The sequence below is a fragment of the Campylobacter sp. RM16187 genome, assembly GCF_025319965.1.
Lineage (GTDB): Bacteria > Campylobacterota > Campylobacteria > Campylobacterales > Campylobacteraceae > Campylobacter_A.
In genome coordinates this window covers 1,192,351-1,210,838 of record NZ_CP012549.1, presented here as the reverse complement: position 1 = coordinate 1,210,838, position 18,488 = coordinate 1,192,351, and the positions used below count along the sequence as shown (strand labels likewise).

The window sequence follows — 18,488 nt, the reverse complement described above, 5'->3', positions numbered from 1 at the left end:
AAAGGAGCGCTTTATGGACTCAAACAAGATTATTGATGAGGTTCTTGAAGAACTTGAGAAAGAGGGTCATAAGATAAGTCGTCGTGATGCGATGAAACTTATAGCGATGTCCCCTGTAGCTGCTGGTGTGTTTGCAAATACGGTAGCCCCTACAAATGCCGAAGCTTCTTCTGCAACAGGTAAAATCGTAATAGTTGGAGGTGGATTGTCAGGAATTGCTACGGCTGCAAAGCTTTGCAAAAAGCTAAAGAATCCAGACGTAACTATTGTAGAGCCTAATCCTATTTCGGTATCTTATCAAGCTGGACAGACTCTTATCGCCGCAGGTGTTTATAAGAAAGACGATATTATATATCAGACAAAAGATTATATGCCAAAAGACGCTAAGTGGATACAAAAAGCCGCTAAAAATTTTGATCCGGATAACAACAAAGTAATTTTAGAAGATGGAAGTGAAGTTTTATACGACTATCTTGTTGTGGCTATGGGCGTTACTCTTAACTACGGTGCTATTGAAGGATTGGAAGGTGAGATAACAACCCTAGGCAATAGCGATGTCGTTCGCAAAAAAATAGGTAAAAATGGCGTATATTCTCTTTATTTTGCAGATGGTTCCGTGGATACTTATGAAGGAATCCAAGATATCATAAAACAAGCCAAAGAAATAAAAGGAGGCGAGAAGCTGCAGCTTATATTTACAGACTCTCCTACAGCCATTAAATGCGGTGGCGCTCCTAAAAAAATAATGTATATCGCTCACGATCTAATAAAAAAAGCTGGAGTTAGAGATAAGGTAGAGATGCTATTTTATACGAATAGCGATAAATTATTTAGCGTTCCAGAATATGCCGAGGCCATTGAAAAACAATATAAAGAGCGTGATTTTAAGTGGGATTTTAAAACAAGGCTTGTTGCCGTTGATACTGAAAATAGAGTTGCAACTCTTGAAAAAACTTGGATGGAAAAGGGTGAGTGGGATAAAGATTTAGAAGAGTATGAGATGATCAAAAAAACTGAGAGAATCACTAAGAAATTTGATTTCCTACATATAGTACCGCCTCAAAAAGCCCCCGATGCGGTAGGCAAATCTCCACTAGGTTCACCTGCTAGTTGGGTTCCTGCCCATAAAGAGACGCTTCAGCATATAAAATATCCCAATGTGTTTGTGATAGGAGATTGCGCTGCCGTTCCTTTAGGAAAGACAGGTGGAAGCGCTAGAAAACAATACCATGTTGTTGTTGATAATCTAATAGCTGTAATGGAGAAAAAAGATAAACTGCCTGCAGCTTATGACGGATACACTGTTTGTCCGTTTATAACAAGCATAGGCACTGTTATGTTTGCGGAATTTGACTGGTCTGGCAAGCCTGCGCCTTCATTCCCGCTTGATCCTACGCAGGAGCGTTGGCTAATGTGGTTACTTAAAGTTTACCTAATGAAACCAATGATATATCACGGAATGCTTCCGGGAAGAATTTAAATAAAGTAAAACATAAAAATATTATTTAAAAAAAGGAGAATATATGCGTTTAAAATTTGTTGGTGCTATTGCACTCGGTGCGGCTTTATTATTAACCGGTTGCGCAACTGGCACATCGACTATGTCATCTTCTGTAGCCGCACAAGCTATAGCGACTAAGCCTACAGAGGCTGTTCAATCTTTAATAAACAAGCATAAGCTTGAAGTAGTTGATTATAAATATACTAGAAGCAAACTAGGTAGCGGTATGAGAGGTGCGACCGAGGCTTTGTTTATAGATGCAAGACCTGACAGGCACTATAACGCTGGAACAATACCTTCTAGTATTCAAATTCACGATACGGACTTTAAAGATCACGTAAAGAGAATAGATGGCACTCCAAAAGATAAAGAGATAATAGTATTTTGCCAAGGCTGGGATTGCGCAAAGAGTCCTAAAGTAGCGGCGATGTTAAAAGAGGCTGGATACAAAAATGTAAAACTGTATCAAGCAGGCTATCCTGAGTGGTCCAAAAAAGACTATATAGAAGTTAGTACGTCTGTCGTTAAAAACGCATTTGATGCCAACGGAGCACTGTTGATAGATGCTAGACCTTATGCTAAATTTTTAGCCGAGTCTATACCTGGAGCTATATCTATAAATGACACAGACATCCCTACTCTTATGGGACGTTTTCCAACAGATAAGAATACTCCTGTAATAACATTTTGCCAAGGATATGACTGCAAAAAATCTCATGTAGTGGCTCAAAAACTGGTTTCGCTAGGTTATACAAAAGTTTCTAACTACTCAGCTGGTCTTCCTGCATGGAAGCAAGCTGGGTTAAAGACTACTAAAGGCGGAGAGGAGAAAGCCGCTATAGGCGGAGCTGTAACAAAATTAAGTAAACCGTTTATGGGGCCTATTAAAAAAGGACTAGATGAGGGTTCTGTAGACGGCGCTTGGTTTGTGGAAAACTATAAAAAACTTCCGGCCGGCGTAACAATAGTTGACGTAAGAAGAAGCGAAGAGAGAGCTGCTGGATTTGTACCCGGCTCTTTACATATATCTATTGAAGAGAATGATACAAAGGCATTTTTGTCTAAACTTCCAGACACATATGTGATATTCCACTGCTCTGCAGGTGGACGCTCTCTTGAAGCTTATGGAAAGGCTAAAAAAGGAGGCTTTGAAAAAGGCCTATATATCGATGCGACAGTAAAATGCAAAGGTAAAGAATGTACATTTACTCCAAACGAGCCATTAGATCCAACTGACTGGTAATAAATCTTAGCCGTGCCAAATAGGTACGGCTAATCTCTTTAAAATTCAAAATTTATATTTTTAAGCTCTTCTATGCCTCTTAAATCTTTTGAACTTAGCTTTACTTGTATTTTTTTTGTATTCGGAAGATTTTTATTTAATTGAGATAAAATTTCAATCTGTCTATTAACTCTATTTTGCCAAAAATCGCTATTTTGTTCTTTTGGTATTATTTGATTTATAAAAATTCCACCCACATTGATAGAAAATTTTTTAAGAGTCTCGTGAGCTCTTAAAGTCTCATAAAGTGGCAATGCTTCCGGTATCATCACAAGATATATTGATGTTAAATTTATATCTTGTAAAATTTCATTTGCTCTTAAAAATAGGCTTTTTCTCTCTTCTAGCTTTGCTACGGCTTTTTTCCATCTCATTTCTTTGCTTGGGGTAAATGGGTTAAATTCATATTCGGGTTTATTTTTCCAAAATACTTTTGCCGCTTCAGCTACCTCGTCGCGCTTTTTTTGATGCTTCATTAGTCCTTCGGTCCAAGCCGACATTACGCTAGGCATAGCTAAAAGTCTAATTGTATGCCCCGTAGGCGCAGTATCAAAGATTATATGCTCATAATTTTTTCGTTCAACTAAAAGAGAGCAAATTTTTTCTAAAAGAGCCGCTTCTTGTGCGCCTGGAGTCTCTTTTGATAGCTCTAAATGCTCTTTTATTTTAGGAAACATCTCCGGCTTTGCGTAGCCCTTTAGAGTCTCCTCTATATTTTTAAAGTGTTCATTTGCTATTTCATCAGGATTTAGCTCAAGAGCGTCTAAATTTGAGCTTACATTTACTATTTTGTCGCTAAGTTTTACGCTTAGTGCGTCAGATAGGCTATGGGCCGGATCTGTTGATATGATTAGAGTTTTTTTGCCTAAATTTGCTAGTTTTGAAGCTATAGATGATGATATGGTGGTTTTGCCCACGCCACCTTTTCCGCCGACAAAGATTATAGGTGTGATAGATTCTAGCAACATCCGAAATGCTCTATCGGGGAGTGTTGCATGCCCATTCTTTTATGCCATGCGTGAAATTCTTCTAGTAAAAATGGCAAAAGCTCCATTGTGTAAAAGCTTGCAGGGTTTTGCACACCAAGGCTTTCAGCAAAAGCCATCAGCATAAAAAAATCATTTTCTTCTTGATAACTCTTTGTTAGCGCGCTTCTATAAGGGGCTTGATAGTATTCATCAAGCCCATCTAAAAAAGATTTTATTTTCTCTATCATTTTTTTACAAATTCTTTCTTGAGGATAGCAAAGCTCTCTAAGCAGACCATTATAGTAGCGATTAATATAATACAATCAAGGAAGATTAAAAGCCAATTTCCTTTATTGTAAAAACTTACAAGCTGCAATAGTAGTCCCGCTATTGTAACAAAAAGTAAGAATACTAAAGGTATCAGAGTGTATCTTATAGCGCTTTTTTGTCTCATTACCATAACTGTGATAATTAGCAGAGTAAGCCCTGCCATAAGTTGGTTTGTGGTACCAAATAACGGCCATATTATCATACCTCCTTTACCATCGATTCCACCCGCTCCAAATGCAAGAAGCAAGCAAGATCCTACCGCAAAAAGAGTAGCTATATTTCCGTTTTTAAATATGTTTATATTATACACCTCTCCCCACTCTTGAAAGATATATCTTTGAAGCCTAACTCCAGTATCCATAGTGGTTCCGGCAAATAAAGCCGCCATAACTGTTAGCATAGTAGCCGAGAGCTCAGGACTTAGCCCTATGCCCATACTCATAATTTTGCCTCCGCCGTCTATAAAAGCTCCTATTCCGCCTTTACCAAATGCACTATATACGGCTTCCCACTCAGCCAAGCTTGCAAAGCCTGCAGTTACTGCAAGGATGGCGGCGAGTGCTAGTAATCCTTCTCCTATAGCTCCGAAGTATCCTACAAATCTAGCATCAGGCTCGCTCTTTATCTGTTTTGCCGTAGTTCCTGTTGAAACTAAGCCATGAAATCCTGAAATCGCACCACAAGCTATAGTTACAAAAAGTAGAGGGAACATAGATGGAGTTCCGGCAGGTAAATTTGAATTAAATGCCGGAGCGACTATATCAGGAGATACTACAATAAAAGATACATAAAGAGCTATAAGTCCTACAAATAGCTGAAGGCCGTTTATGTAATCTCTTGGTTGAAGCAGCATCCAAACCGGAAGCATAGAAGCAACTGCTGCGTAGATAAATAAAATCAAGATCCAAGCGGCATTGGCATCTAGTCCAAGCACATTGTCTGGTAAAGATACCGGCATACTAGGTCCTATATATATCAGAAAATATAGCGCAATAACACCTACTAAAGAAACCAAAGGCAAATTTAATTTAAATTTGTATATGGCTTGACCTATAAAAAATGCAACCACCAAAGCACCCCATACTGGAACTACCGCTGATGGAGTTTTTATCATCATTCCTGCGATTACAACGGCAAATACGGCATTGACCATAAGTAACAGTAAGAATATAACTACCATCATAAGGCTTCTGGCACGTTTGCTTAGAATTTGACCTGAAATCGTACCTATTGAGTAGCCTTTATTTCTCACGCTTGCCCAAATTGCACTCATATCATGAACTCCTGCGAAGAACACCGTTCCTAGTATAACCCATAAAAATGCAGGCGCCCAGCCCCAAATAACGGCAATAGCAGGCCCTACAATAGGTGCAGCACCGGCAACAGAGGTAAAGTGATGTCCCCATAATACAAATTTATTCGTAGGAACGTAATCTACCCCATCTTCAAATTCATTTGATGGAGTTTTGAAATTCGGATCAAGCCTTAGTATCTTTTCGGCTATAAATTTCGAGTATATAAAAAATCCAGCTATAAAGGCTGCAAAGCCTATAAACATGAGGATTAAAGAGTTCATACAATCTCCTTTTGCTTAGAATTTAGAGAGATTATAATTAAAATGATCTTTAAAATTTTATAAAATAGTATTAACTATGTAAAAAGAATATGAAAATTTACTAAAATTACACAATCTTATTATAAATATAATATTTTTATCTAATCTTTAAAAATGTTTTATAGTATGAGTTTTTAAGTAAATAGAAATTTAAGAGAGCCGAAACTCTCTTAAATTTGGAATGTTATGAAGCCTTCTTACTAAAAAGAGATAGCAAATTTGAGCTTATCTTAGCTAGCAGGCTTGGCTTTTTATTTGCGGCTAGTAGATATTTTGCGACTTGGGTTCTACCAAACATCACGGCAAAGGTATGAGGCGTTGCACCCATTCCGTTATTTGCGTTTATGTCCGCACCCGCCTCAACCAGAGCTTTTACTACGTCTAAGTATCCCTTAAATGCAGCTCCTGCAAGAGGCGTTTGACCTCTGTCGTTTCGCTCATCTACCTGTGCACCGTTTGCAATTAGCATTTTTACCGTATTTATGGCGTTATTATAGCTTGCAAGCATGAGGAGCGTATCGCCTTTAGCGGATTTTAAATTCACATTTAGCCCAGCCTTGATCATCTTTTCAAGCTCGCTAGCTTCATCTTTTCTTGCAAAATCAAGCGCCATGAGGCAAAGTTCGTTATACCTTGCCTCTTCTTCTTTGCTAATCTCTAAATTTTGATCGTTCATAGCTTATTTCTTAAGTGCAGCTTTGACGCCTGCTGCATAAGCCGGTGAAATTTTCTCAAAATGTCCAAGTGCGCGCTCAACTATGAAGTCGCTAACTCCGCACATGCTCTCTGCTATGTTGTTAAATAGCTGAGATTTTTGGCAGTCGTTCATTAAGTTAAACAGATCTCTTGGTTGGCTGTAATAATCGCTATCCTCATCTCTGTGGTTATATCTTTTCATCACGCCTTCAAGTTGCATATCAGGCTCTAAGAAATCAGCGTTTTCTTTAGCGCCGCCAAAGCTGTTTGGCTCGTAGTAAGCCTTGTCTTCGATCTCGTACATGCCGTTATTCATAGCGCCGCCAACTGTATAAGTGCCTATTTCGTTTATAGGTTGATTAACTTTAAGTTGTGCATAGTGAGTTCCGATTCTGTATCTTTGAGCGTCAGGATAGCTGAAAATTCTAGCTTGAAGCATCTTATCAGGACTAAAGCTTATACCAGGAACTATGTTTGACGGGCTAAATGCCGCTTGTTCAACCTCGTTGAAGTAGTTTTTAGGGTTTTCATTTAGAGTCATAACGCCTACTTCAATCAGTGGGAAATCCTTATGAGACCATGTTTTAGTTAAGTCAAACGGGCTGAAAGGTAGTTTTTTAGCTTGCTCGTCAGTCATGATTTGGATCTTGAAATCCCAGCTTGGGAAATTTCCTTTTTCGATATTTTCGTAAAGATCTCTTTGGTGGCTCTCTCTGTCGTTTGCAACGATATTAGCAGCTTCTTTGTTGGTTAAATTTTTAATTCCTTGGCGTGATTTGAAGTGAAATTTAACCCAAAATCTCTCGCCGTCTTTATTGATTAAGCTATAAGTGTGGCTTCCAAATCCGTGCATTTCGCGGTAGCTCGCAGGAATTCCTCTATCGCTCATTAGGATCGTTACTTGGTGAAGTGTTTCAGGGCTCAAGCTCCAAAAATCCCAGGCCGCTTCGTTTGAACGCAAGTGTGTGCGAGGATCTCTCTTTTGAGTATGGATGAAATCAGGGAATTTGTAAGCATCTCTTAAGAAAAATATAGGTGTGTTGTTTCCTACTAAGTCCCAGTTGCCTTCTTTTGTATAAAATTTGATCGCAAATCCTCTTACGTCGCGCTCTGCATCCGCAGCTCCTGCTTCGCCTGCAACTGTTGAAAAGCGTAAAAATAGCTTTGTCTTTTCACCTTTTTGAAGAACTTTAGCCTTTGTATATTTAGATATGTCGTTAGTTATCTCAAGTACTCCGTATGCACCGCTACCTTTAGCGTGAACCGTTCTTTCAGGTATTCTCTCTCTGTTTTGGTGAGCAAGTTTTTCGATTAGTTGATAATCTTGCATCATAACGCCGCCACGAGCACCTGCCGTTAGCGAGTTTTGGTTGTCGGCGATTGGATTGCCTGAAGTAGTTGTTAGTTGTCTCATAATTTTTTCCTTTTAATAAAATTTATTATTTCGGAATTATACTTATTTAAAATAAAATATTTCTTAAATAATAAAAAATATTGATTAGAATTTTAAAAATTTCAAATTTTACAAATCTCAAGATTGAAATTTAAAGCCGCTAAATTTAATTTATATCCTAAAACAGAGCCTAAAAGCAAAATTTGGAAATTTATACAAATTCAAATTTATACCACTTATATTAAAATTTAGACAGAATAAATTTAGCTTTTGCTTTCCCTAAATTTAAGGATTTAATACGCTTTACATTTATAATTTATTTGACTTATTTACAAAATTCAAGTAAGTTAAAAGCAGTCTTAAAATAAACAAGGAGATCCATGACTTTTATAAAAAACTCGAAATTTAACACCTCTGTCTTTTATCCTTCGGTTTTTATCATATTTGTGATTGCGATTTTTTCGGTTCTTTTTCCTGCATACTCAAGCAAATTTTTTAAATCTATGCAAGATTTCATTACTATCAAATTCGGCTGGTTTTATGTGCTTGCTATCGCCATCATCGTGCTTTCGGTAATCATGCTTGGATTTAGCAAATTTGGAGATATTAAACTTGGAGCCGATCACTCAAAGCCCGAATACACAAATTTATCTTGGTTTGGCATGCTCTTTGCTGCAGGTATGGGTATAGGGCTTGTATTTTTTGGCGTTAGCGAACCGCTTATGCACTATCTTAATCCCCCAGTCGGCGAGCCTAAAAGCATGGAAGCTGCAAAACTTGCGATGAACATCACCTTCTTTCACTGGGGTGTCGGCGCTTGGGCGACTTACGCTATCGTAGCACTCATACTTGCCTTTTTTGCGTATAGACACAACCTACCTCTTACGCTCAGATCGGCATTTTATCCGCTTATAGGCGAGCGAATTTACGGCAAGATAGGCGATGTGATAGATGTTTTTGCCGTAGTTGCGACGCTTTTTGGAGTGGCTACCTCTCTTGGGTACGGAGTCGTGCAGGTAAATGCAGGGCTTACTCACGTATTTGGCGCGCCTAGCATGCATATAGCTTTGCTTGTAGTGTTGTGTCTGCTAGCTACGATTTCAGCGGCAAGCGGAGTGGATAAAGGCATAAAAATTCTTTCAAATTCAAACATCATCATGGCTATTATATTTATGCTTTTTATCTTGTTTTTAGGCAACACTACCGATCTTCTTCAAAGACTCGTGCAAAATAGCGGCAACTACGTATCCACGCTCATCTCAAACACATTTAACCTCTACGCTTATCAGAAGGCAAACAGCTCTTGGCTTGGCGGCTGGACCTTGCTTTACTGGGCTTGGTGGCTATCTTGGTCGCCTTTTGTGGGACTTTTTATCGCTAGGATTTCAAAAGGAAGAACGATAAGGGAGTTTGTCGTGGGCGCGCTTTTAGTTCCTACAGGATTTACTTTTATGTGGATGACCTTTTTTGGAAATAGCGCGATAACTCTCGTTCAAAACGGCTTTAGCGAGCTTGCTGAGGTTGCAAATTCAGACTCAGCGTCAGCGCTATTTATGTTTCTAGATAGCTTTAAATTTTCAAGCATGCTTGGCGTCATAGCCGTGCTAATGATTGCTATATTTTTCATCACTTCGGCTGACTCTGCGGCGATGATTATGAATATGCTTTGCTCAAACGGCAAAGACAACACTCCTCTTTGGCAGAAAATTTTCTGGGGGCTTGCGATAGGCGTTGTATCTTGTTTTCTTATGCTTGGCGGCGGACTAGCCTCGCTTCAAGCTATGACGATAGCCTCGGCTTTGCCATTTACGATCGCGCTTTTGTTTGCGATTTACGGACTTTTTAAAGCTCTTAGAGTAGATCTTCTTAAAAAGCAAAGCAGAAATTTAGCCAACATGCCCGTTTCTGAGATGTCTAAAACTTGGCAAGAGAGGCTAAAGACGATCATATCGCTACCTAATAAGAAAAATGCGGACAAATTTATAAGCGAGGTTATCGAAAAGGTCTTTGAGGAGGTGAGGGCTGAATTTGAGAAAAACGGCTTGCAGGCTAAAATTTCAAAGGACGAAAAGCGAAATTTTATAAATTTAACCGTCGGGCTTGGCGATGAGATGGATTTTAGTTACGGAGTAAAACTCGTTCGCAGAGAGAGCCCTGACTATACTAGTGCGCTTGACGGAAATGATTTATACTACAGAGCTGAGGTGTTTTTAAAAGAGGGTGGGCAGGACTATGATATACTGGGCTGGAGCGAGGCTACTATCATAAATGACGTGGTCGAGCAGTACCGCAAACATATGCAGTTTTTGCATACGATTAGAGGCGTGTAGGCTTAAATTTAAGTAAATTTTTATATAATCACCCTTTTTTTGAAGGATGATTTATGAAAAGAAGATCTTGGAGCTCAAGACTTACTTATATACTTGCTGTTGCGGGCGCTACTGTGGGATTTGGCGCGACTTGGCGTTTTCCTTATCTGGTCGGTCAAAACGGAGGCGGGGCGTATGTGCTTACCTTTTGTATAGCTATGATCGTCATAGGAATTCCTATGATCTTGGTTGAAAACGCTATCGGAAGGCGCCTTAAAGTAAACGTTATAGACGCTTTTAGCGGATCTCTAAACGGCAAAAAGATATCTAAAATTTGGCAAGCTGTGGGCTATATGAGCTTGCTTGGTGCTTTTGGGATTATGGCTTATTATATGGTTATAGGCGGTTGGGTGCTAAACTACATCGCGCAGATCGTATTTGGCATACTTGATCTCTCAAAAGTTGTTGATTTTGCTACGACTAGCGCATTTTACGAGCAAAACATCGTAAGCAACCCGCTTGCCGTTAGCTTTGCTGCCTTGGTTTTTGTTATGGTAAATTACATCATCTTGACGCAAGGTGCGGTTGACGGTATCGAAAAGGCGGCGAAATATCTCATGCCGATACTGTTTTTGCTTATGATTACCATGGTGATTAAAAATATCACTCTTGAAGGCGCTATGGAGGGAATTAAATTTTATCTAACGCCTGACTTTTCAAAGATAAGTATGAAGCTTTTTATCGATGTTTTAGGGCAAGTGTTTTTTGCACTCTCGCTTGGATTTGGCGTGATGATCACGCTTTCAAGTTTTGTTAAAAAAGACGAAGCCCTGGTTAAAATTTCAGTGATAACAGGTATCTTAAATACCGTCATAGCCGTACTTGCAGGCTTTATGATATTTCCTTCTTTGTTTAGCTTTGGAGTTACACCCGATAGCGGTCCTAGCCTTGTGTTTAAAAGCCTTCCGATAGTATTTTCACACATGCCGTTTGGAAGCGTTTTTGCGGTGGCGTTTTTTACGCTGCTTATGATAGCTGCGCTTACGACATCACTTCCGATTTACGAGGTGCTTATCACCACGCTTCAAGAAAAGATGAAGATAGAGCGAAAAATGGCGATTTTGATAGTGCTAACGGCTATTTTTGTGCTTGGAAATTTGCCTTCTTTGATGGCTACAAATTTGCTAAGCGACGTGAAAATTTTCGGCAAAAATATCTTTGACGCTTACGATGCCATAAGTGCTACGATATTTTTTGTGCTTACATCTTTACTCTGCGCAATATTTGTGGGCTGGGTTTTAAAAGATGAAGCAAAGGCTGAAATCCTGCAAGGAAGCGAAAATCACAAAAAGATAGTTGATGTATGGTTTTTGTATGTGAGATATATAATTCCGTTTGTGATTTTGATCGTTTTTGCAAGTAGTTTTTACGACAACTTTTTGAAATAATTTACCAAAATTTGATAATATTTTGCAAAATTTAAAGTAAGGAAACAGATGTTTAATTTTTTGATAACCATATTTTTTATATACACTTTAGTTAAAATTTACCTCGCATTTTTGCAGATAAATTTTATTGCCAAAGAGAGCAAAAACAAAGCTGTAGTGCTCAGTGAAGAGGAGTATAAAAGTGCGGCCAAAATAGCTATCGCAAACCAAAAATTTCAGATAGCAAACCTTGTATATCACTTAGCTGTTTTTATGGTGTGGGCATTTTGGGGGCTTAAGGCTTTAGCTGAGGCAACTATCAAAACAGGCTCCATAAGCGAAAATATCATATTTGTGATAAGTTTTATAGTTATATCTTCCATCATCGAGCTTCCGTTTGGCATATATGAGACTTTCGTGAAGGATAAAAAGCACGGATTTTCAAACACTACGCCTAAAATTTTTATCATCGATACCATAAAAGCTCTTGCGCTTACACTTGTTTTCGGTTCGCTTTTTGTTTGGCTTATCTTGCTTTGTATCGATTTTCTGGGCGAGTTTTGGTGGCTTTGGGCTTTTGGGCTTAGCTTTACGATAGTTTTGATCATAAATTTGATCTATCCAACGATAATCGCGCCTCTTTTTAACAAGATGCAGCCGCTTGAAGAAGGTGAGCTTAAAAGCTCGATAGAGGGTCTGCTTGATAGTTGCGGATTTAAGAGTAGCGGCGTGTTTAGCATGGACGCAAGCAAGCGCGATAACAGGCTTAATGCTTATTTTGGCGGGCTTGGAGCGACTAAGCGCGTGGTACTCTTTGACACGCTTATAAAAAAGCTTAGTTTAGATGAGATAATCGCCGTTTTAGGCCATGAGCTAGGGCACTTTAAGCACAAGGATCTATTTAAGATGATAGCCGTTAGCGCCGTGATGCTACTAGCGATGTTTGCGCTATTTGGAAATATCCCTGCGTCTGCATATAGCGCGCTTGGACTTGAAAAAACGGGCGGATCAATAATCGTATTTTTGCTTCTTTTCTCACCGATTTTTAGCTTCATTTTTAGCCCTATCATCTCAGGCATAAGCAGAAAGAACGAATTTGGCGCGGATAAATTCGGAGCAGGCGTAAAAAGCAAAGACGATATGATAAGTGCTCTTAAAAAGCTTGCAAGCGAAAATAAAGCCTTTCCTAAATCGCACCCGGCTTATGCCTTTATATATCACTCTCATCCTAGCCTTTATGAGCGTATAAATGAGCTAAAGAATGAGAATAGATGAGGCGCTAAGGCTAGCGACGGCTAAAATTTCATCTGTTTGCGAAAATCCCGCAAGAGTGGCTAAAATTTTGCTTATGCACCATCTTGGTGTTAGTATCGAGTGGATATTTTTAAACTTAAGCAAAGAGCTTGAAGATAAAAGCGGGTACTTTGCGCTTGTTGATAGATTTGCCTCTTATGAGCCGCTTGAGTATATAACCGGCAAGGCTAGCTTTTACGGGTTTGAATTTGAGATTCAAAGCGGAGTTTTAGTGCCTCGCCCTGAGACTGAAATTTTGGTTGATAAATCGCTTGAAATTTTGCGCGAGTATAACGTGCCAAAAGTTTGCGAGATAGGCGTTGGAAGCGGGATTATAAGCGTTTGCTTGGCGCTTAACTCAAACGCTTTGATAACCGCAACCGATATAAGCGAAAAAGCTCTAAAGTTAGCGCATAAAAATGCAGTTAAATTCGGAGTAGAAAAGCGTATAAATTTCGTAAAGTGCGCATATATGGATGAGATTAAGGGCGAGTTTGATCTGGTCGTGTCAAACCCTCCTTATATAGCGCAGGACTATGAGCTTAGTAAATTCGTGCTAAACGAGCCTCACGAGGCGCTATTTGGCGGCAAAGTCGGTGATGAAATTTTAAAAAATATCATCTTGCAAACAAGAAATCGTAAAGTAAAATACCTCATTTGCGAGATGGGTTACGATCAAAAAGAAAGTATGACAAAAGCTCTTGAAATTAACAAGTTTGATGCTAAATTTTATAAGGATTTAGCAGGCTTTGACAGAGGATTTGTCGCAAATTTTAAATATCAAATTTAAAGGAAAAATATGAAAGGTTTATATCTGTTGCTTCTAACAGCCTTAATCGGCATCGAAATTTCTATCGGAGCCTTTGTGGCGCCTACACTTTTTTATCCGCAAAGCATCATAGGTGATGGAATTTTGACTCATTTTCAAAGCGGACTTTTGATGACAAATATCTTCGTCAAATTTAACTATGTCTTGATGGCGGTTGCGATTTTAGCGCTTGTTTACGAGCTTTTTGCTCTTAGAAGCGAGGCTAAATTTGCTCTAAAATTTAGCTCGTTTATGCTTGCGCTTATAAATTTTGCATTGGCTGCATCTTTTGTCTTTTATTTTACACCTTACGTGCTAAGCGCGCAGGCTTTGGGTGAGGCAGGAACCACGACACCTGAGTTTTTTCAGATGCACAAAGCAAGCGAGCTTGTTATGAAAGTGATGATGGTCGCTCAGCTTTTGCTATTTTTTATCAAATTTCCACGCGCAAAAGAGGCATAAGGCAAATTTATGCAGAAAAAGCCAGATATCCAAGAAGTAACTGATTTTTTGATCGATTATGCAGCAAAGATGCTAAGTATCGGCACTTACACCGCTCGCATAGATCGCTGTGTAAGTAGGATTGCGCACGCTTACGGATACGATGTGAGCCTTACGATATTTGTGAAGCACTTTACTATAAGCGTGATGGATCCGCAGGATAATTCGATCCGCCGAACCTATGTGAAATCAAGCGCCGCGATGCCTATCAGTTTTAACCTGATATCAGAACTAAGCGCGCTTAGCTGGCAAATTTATGATGAGAAGATTTCGCTTAAGAGTGCAAGAAGCTTTTTTAACGAGATCACAAATCCTGTTAAGCGAAATTTTGCCATATCGCTTATCTTGATGAGCTTTGCAAATTCGGCTTTTTGCAAGCTTTTTGGTGGAGATATGGGCTCGATGGCAAGCGTTTTTGCGGCTACTTTTGTCGGATTTTATCTAAGGCATCTCTTTAGCAAATTTGGCGTAAATTTAAAGATACAATACATCATCATCTCGTTTATATCGTCTTTTATAGCCTATCTTGGCGTCTATTTTGATGTGTCAAACACTCCTGACGTGGCAATTGGTTCAAGTATTTTGTTTTTGATGCCGGGCGTGCCGCTTATAAATTCAGTCTTTGATATCCTTAACGAAAACACTCTTGTCGGCATTAGCAGAGGGCTAAATACCGGGCTTCTTATCATCTGTATCGCGATTGGCGTTTATATGACGATCTCTATTTCAAACATAGGGCTTTTAAATGTTTGATTTGGTTATCTTAACTCTTACGGATGCGTTCTTTGCGGCGATTGCAGGGCTTGGCTTTGCTTATGCTAGCTCTCCTCCAAAGCGAACTTTGATATATTCCGCAGCACTTGCGGCTCTTGCTCATGCAAGCAGGTTTATGATGATAAAGAGCGAAATTTTTTCTATCTCGATTGCAACTCTTTTCGCCTCTTTTTTGGTTGGAATTTTAGGGATATTTTTTGCTAGAAGACTTAAAGTTCCGGCTGAAATCATAGCCTTTCCTGCACTTTTGCCGATGGTGCCTGGAATTTATGCCTATAAGAGTATTTTAGCGCTATTTTCTTTTACAAACAGCAGCGAAATTTCTCAAAAGATGACTTATCTAATGCTCTTTTTTGATAACGCACTAACTACCGTTTCAGTCTCTCTTGCGCTTGGTGTAGGGGTATCGGTAACGCTTTTGATCTTTTATGAGCAGTCGCTAATGGTAACGCGCGGTGCAAGGTGCGATCTAAAAATTAAAAAAAATACTTAGTATAAATATTAATTTGAAATTTATTATCTGTTAATATAATTATATAAATTTTAAGCTCAAGGGGATGAAAATGCAAGGTAAAATTTTAGATGTCGGAATTATATCTGCAAAAGATGGCGTTAGATATCGATTTGATGTTGAAGATGTTAAGAATTTAAACAACAAACCTATTGATTCTTTAGTAGGCGCAGAAGTTGATTTTGAAATAGTTGACGGTTTGGCAAAAGAGATATATATCACAAAAACTCAATTTAGTCTTGATATATTAAAGCAAGATGATATAAAATCAATAAAATTAAAGGTTTATATAAGCATAGCTGCGGGCATCTTATCCTCAGTTCCTACAATAGGTTTTATGTTTAGCATTGTTTCTATAGTAGCTATGGTGTTTGCTTTGATTTCTATCAAAAAAGTTACGGGAAGCAATACCATACTTAAAAATTATATTTTGATGAGTGTATGTTTGTTGGCGAGTTATATGATTGTTATTTTTGCTATTATTCCTGCTATAGCTTTTGGAGTTAATGGAAGCAGTATAGGATTTATACCGATAGCTATTGGCTTAGTTTTATTTGTATATGGCTTTATAGTGGGAATTAAATACTATAAAGAGCTTACTAAGCTAAGCGGAGATCCGTTTTTCATATATAGTTTTTGGCTCTTGGTTGCAGGATATTTAACTTTAGTCTTTGGCGTAGGATATTTGTTTATTTTGGCTTCTTTCGTGCTCCAACTGATAGCATGGGTAAGACTAAAAGAGCTTAAATCTTATTAATTCTTTTAGAGTTTAAAATTAAGTTCTATTATTTATGAAGACTATTAAATGTCTAGAATTTTCTAAAGGTAATATATGAAATTTAGAATTTACTACGAAGATACGGACGCGGCAGGCATAGTCTATCATGCTAACTACATCAAATTTTGCGAAAGAGCAAGAAGTGAGGTGTTTTTTAACTCCGATTTAGAGCCGTTTGGCAAGGACGGCTACTTTGTAGTAAGCGAAATTCATGCAAAATTTAAAAAGCCCGCAACGCTTGGCGATATGATCGAGGTTAGAAGCAAGGCTGTGCAAATTAAAAAAGTCTCTGTCGTTATAAATCAGCAAATTTATAAAGTCGGAAATTTAAAGAGCGAGTGCGAGCCTGAACTGCTCTTTGAAGCCGATGTAACGGTAGCCTTTATGAACGAAAAGGGCATGGCTAAGATGAGCGAGCAGATGCTTGAGTTTATCTCGTCGCGTCTGCATGGCTAAAGCTTGATTCGCCCACTTTTAAAATTTTAGTATTGTAAATTACCTGCGAATTTTCCACTCGCTCGCTAAATAGCTTTTGTGCGTTTTGATTTAGATAGGCAGTGTAGATATAGTCCATGCCTACGCTTGTGGAGTAGCCGACCCAGTTAAAGTTGATATCTTGTCCTAAAATTTTATTATTTGAATCAAGGCTACTATCTACGGCGGAGAGAGAATTTGCTATATAAATTAATTCTCTATCCTGCGGTTGGGTTAGTTTAAATATGCTTGGAGTATAGTTTATCTGCGTGCTTAATAGATTGGTTGCATTTATATCATATACTCTAAGTTGCGAGCTTAATAGCGATGTCTTTAAAATAGGAATATTTAAAAATATTGAAGCTTCGTTTATCTTGCTGTTTCTATCTACGAAATTTTTAAGATCGGTTTGATTTCCTATTTCGTTTTGATATACAAGACCTCCACTAAGCTCTTCTGAGTATTTATTTAATGTGCTTCCTAATAGGCTACCGTCCGAAAATGCAGCATTTTTGCCATTTGAAAAATCCAAAAGTCTTACAATCTGCTCTTTGTAATCAATCCCGCCAAATATCAAATTTACTTTTAAATTAGGCAGAGTTGAAGAGTGGAGTGTAGGTATATAAGCGAGCATAGAATCTTCTAACAGATTATTTAGATGCGCTACTCCAACTTGAGTAAATGGAGTTATCAGATAGCTTATGTTTTCAGCTTTGGCTCTTGTTAAGGCATCTCTTATACTATCCGTAGATTCGTTACCGATGTTGTAAAATTTAATATCTATATTCGCATTTTGTCTTATCATGTATGCGATAGCAGAATTTGATACTACTGCGGCGTAGCTTTTGATACTATCTTGGGGTATTATAATAGCGATTTTAAACTCTGCATTAGCGCTTGGTATAAATACTTTCTCGGTTGATATCTCTCCTTTGATAGTTCTAAAAGCTTGAATAACTTCTGCATTGTCACTTCTTTCATATCTTGCCAAAAAACTATGCAAAAGACCATCTTTAACTAAATTTAAAAGACAGGTATCGTCGCATTTAAATGGTTCTAAATTTATGTAAATTTCATACGCAGGCGGAATATCTGAAAGCTTATCACTCTTAGCAAAAAGTAAAATTTGTATAATTAAAAAAACTAAAAGAATTTTTCTCATAACAACCCTTTGATTTTATTTAAATCATCTATTAAGGCCTGCTCTTTGCTTGGATTTTTTAGCACCCATGCTGGCGAATAAGTGGCCATAAGATAGGAATTTTTAAACCTTAAAACATTTCCTCTGATGGATTCAAAGCTATTTGTTCGCTCCAAATTATTGATTAAATTTAAAAATACGTTTTCGCCAAGAGCGACTATAATCTTTGGTGAAATTATATCTATTTGAGACATTAAATATGGCTTACAAAGTTCGTAGCTAAGATTTATGGCTAAGTTGTTTTGGTGAATTTTACACTTTATTATGCTTGTCATGTAAAATTCATGCTTGTTAAGGCCTAAAATTTCATATATTACCTTGCAAAATTTCTCCCCGATAGATCCCTCTAAAAACCTTCCGCTGATATCCTCGCTAACGCTTGGCGTATCACTTATAAACATTATCTTTGAATCTAATCGTCCGCTTCCCACTAAAGCGTTATTTCTGCTCTTGCAAAGCTCGCATAAGTTACAGTTTTTAATCTGCTCTTCAAGCTCTTTTATATCGTTTGAAACATTATTTTTTATATGTAATCCAAAAGATGGATTTATATATCTATACCCAAATGCCTTTAAGTAGTGAAGTTGTCTTAAAATTTCAATTTCGTTTGCATAAATCATTAAAAAA

Annotated in this window: 18 protein-coding genes; 11 read left to right on the top strand and 7 right to left on the bottom strand. The window is 38.1% G+C overall.

Annotated features, from left to right (window positions below; genetic code table 11):
• The first annotated feature begins 13 nt into the window (after positions 1-13).
• Both CDOMF_RS06510 and CDOMF_RS06505 read left to right on the top strand, forming a co-directional pair.
• Complete coding sequence (locus tag CDOMF_RS06510; protein WP_260951235.1) at positions 14-1,480, top strand: NAD(P)/FAD-dependent oxidoreductase; 1,467 nt, start codon at positions 14-16, stop codon at positions 1,478-1,480.
• 43 nt (positions 1,481-1,523) lie between these two features.
• Positions 1,524-2,744, top strand: a complete 1,221-nt coding sequence (locus tag CDOMF_RS06505) for a rhodanese-like domain-containing protein (protein WP_260951234.1) — start codon at positions 1,524-1,526, stop codon at positions 2,742-2,744.
• A gap of 38 nt (positions 2,745-2,782) precedes the next feature.
• Here CDOMF_RS06505 and CDOMF_RS06500 read toward each other — a convergent pair whose 3' ends face one another.
• The 5 genes from CDOMF_RS06500 to CDOMF_RS06480 form a co-directional block, all read right to left on the bottom strand.
• Positions 2,783-3,751, bottom strand: a complete 969-nt coding sequence (locus tag CDOMF_RS06500) for an ArsA family ATPase (protein ID WP_260951233.1) — start codon at positions 3,749-3,751, stop codon at positions 2,783-2,785.
• On the bottom strand, positions 3,742-3,999 hold the full coding sequence (locus tag CDOMF_RS06495; protein WP_260951232.1) for a cory-CC-star protein: 258 nt from the start codon (positions 3,997-3,999) through the stop codon (positions 3,742-3,744). The genes CDOMF_RS06500 and CDOMF_RS06495 overlap by 10 nt, the downstream gene beginning before the upstream one ends.
• Positions 3,996-5,657 carry a carbon starvation CstA family protein gene (locus CDOMF_RS06490; protein ID WP_260951230.1) on the bottom strand — a complete coding sequence of 554 codons (1,662 nt, stop codon included), beginning with the start codon at positions 5,655-5,657 and terminating at the stop codon, positions 3,996-3,998. The genes CDOMF_RS06495 and CDOMF_RS06490 overlap by 4 nt, the downstream gene beginning before the upstream one ends.
• A 223-nt stretch (positions 5,658-5,880) precedes the next feature.
• Entirely contained in the window at positions 5,881-6,372 is a 492-nt protein-coding gene (locus tag CDOMF_RS06485; protein ID WP_260951229.1) for an ankyrin repeat domain-containing protein, read from the bottom strand.
• A 3-nt stretch (positions 6,373-6,375) separates the two neighbouring features.
• On the bottom strand, positions 6,376-7,806 hold the full coding sequence (locus tag CDOMF_RS06480) for a catalase (RefSeq protein ID WP_260951228.1): 1,431 nt from the start codon (positions 7,804-7,806) through the stop codon (positions 6,376-6,378).
• A gap of 359 nt (positions 7,807-8,165) precedes the next feature.
• Between CDOMF_RS06480 and CDOMF_RS06475 the strand changes: the two genes are divergently transcribed.
• The 9 genes from CDOMF_RS06475 to CDOMF_RS06435 all read left to right on the top strand — a co-directional run bounded on the left by CDOMF_RS06475 (position 8,166) and on the right by CDOMF_RS06435 (position 16,642).
• Positions 8,166-10,115, top strand: coding sequence for a BCCT family transporter (locus CDOMF_RS06475; protein WP_260951227.1), 1,950 nt, complete (start codon positions 8,166-8,168; stop codon positions 10,113-10,115).
• Between the two features lie 53 nt (positions 10,116-10,168).
• On the top strand, positions 10,169-11,542 hold the full coding sequence (locus tag CDOMF_RS06470; protein ID WP_260951226.1) for a sodium-dependent transporter: 1,374 nt from the start codon (positions 10,169-10,171) through the stop codon (positions 11,540-11,542).
• A gap of 48 nt (positions 11,543-11,590) precedes the next feature.
• Positions 11,591-12,796 (top strand): M48 family metallopeptidase, encoded by a 1,206-nt coding sequence (locus tag CDOMF_RS06465; protein WP_260951225.1) that lies wholly within the window; start codon positions 11,591-11,593, stop codon positions 12,794-12,796.
• A complete protein-coding gene (prmC, locus tag CDOMF_RS06460; protein ID WP_260951224.1) occupies positions 12,783-13,604 on the top strand; it encodes a peptide chain release factor N(5)-glutamine methyltransferase in 822 nt (273 codons plus the stop codon). The genes CDOMF_RS06465 and prmC overlap by 14 nt, the downstream gene beginning before the upstream one ends.
• A gap of 9 nt (positions 13,605-13,613) precedes the next feature.
• Positions 13,614-14,084, top strand: a complete 471-nt coding sequence (locus CDOMF_RS06455; RefSeq protein ID WP_260951223.1) for a DUF4149 domain-containing protein — start codon at positions 13,614-13,616, stop codon at positions 14,082-14,084.
• 9 nt (positions 14,085-14,093) lie between these two features.
• Positions 14,094-14,876: a threonine/serine ThrE exporter family protein gene (locus CDOMF_RS06450; RefSeq protein WP_260951222.1), complete on the top strand. Its 783-nt coding sequence runs from the start codon at positions 14,094-14,096 to the stop codon at positions 14,874-14,876.
• Position 14,877: 1 nt separating this feature from the next.
• The gene (locus CDOMF_RS06445) at positions 14,878-15,390 is read left to right on the top strand and encodes a threonine/serine exporter family protein (protein WP_260953146.1); all 513 of its coding nucleotides are present in this window, start codon (positions 14,878-14,880) and stop codon (positions 15,388-15,390) included.
• Between the two features lie 70 nt (positions 15,391-15,460).
• Positions 15,461-16,165, top strand: a complete 705-nt coding sequence (locus tag CDOMF_RS06440; protein WP_260951221.1) for a hypothetical protein — start codon at positions 15,461-15,463, stop codon at positions 16,163-16,165.
• A 75-nt stretch (positions 16,166-16,240) separates the two neighbouring features.
• Entirely contained in the window at positions 16,241-16,642 is a 402-nt protein-coding gene (locus tag CDOMF_RS06435; RefSeq protein ID WP_260951220.1) for a YbgC/FadM family acyl-CoA thioesterase, read from the top strand.
• Here CDOMF_RS06435 and CDOMF_RS06430 read toward each other — a convergent pair.
• Positions 16,617-17,822: a hypothetical protein gene (locus CDOMF_RS06430; RefSeq protein ID WP_260951219.1), complete on the bottom strand. Its 1,206-nt coding sequence runs from the start codon at positions 17,820-17,822 to the stop codon at positions 16,617-16,619. The genes CDOMF_RS06435 and CDOMF_RS06430 overlap by 26 nt on opposite strands.
• Positions 17,819-18,481: a uracil-DNA glycosylase gene (locus CDOMF_RS06425; protein WP_260951218.1), complete on the bottom strand. Its 663-nt coding sequence runs from the start codon at positions 18,479-18,481 to the stop codon at positions 17,819-17,821. The genes CDOMF_RS06430 and CDOMF_RS06425 overlap by 4 nt, the downstream gene beginning before the upstream one ends.
• Positions 18,482-18,488 lie beyond the last annotated feature (7 nt).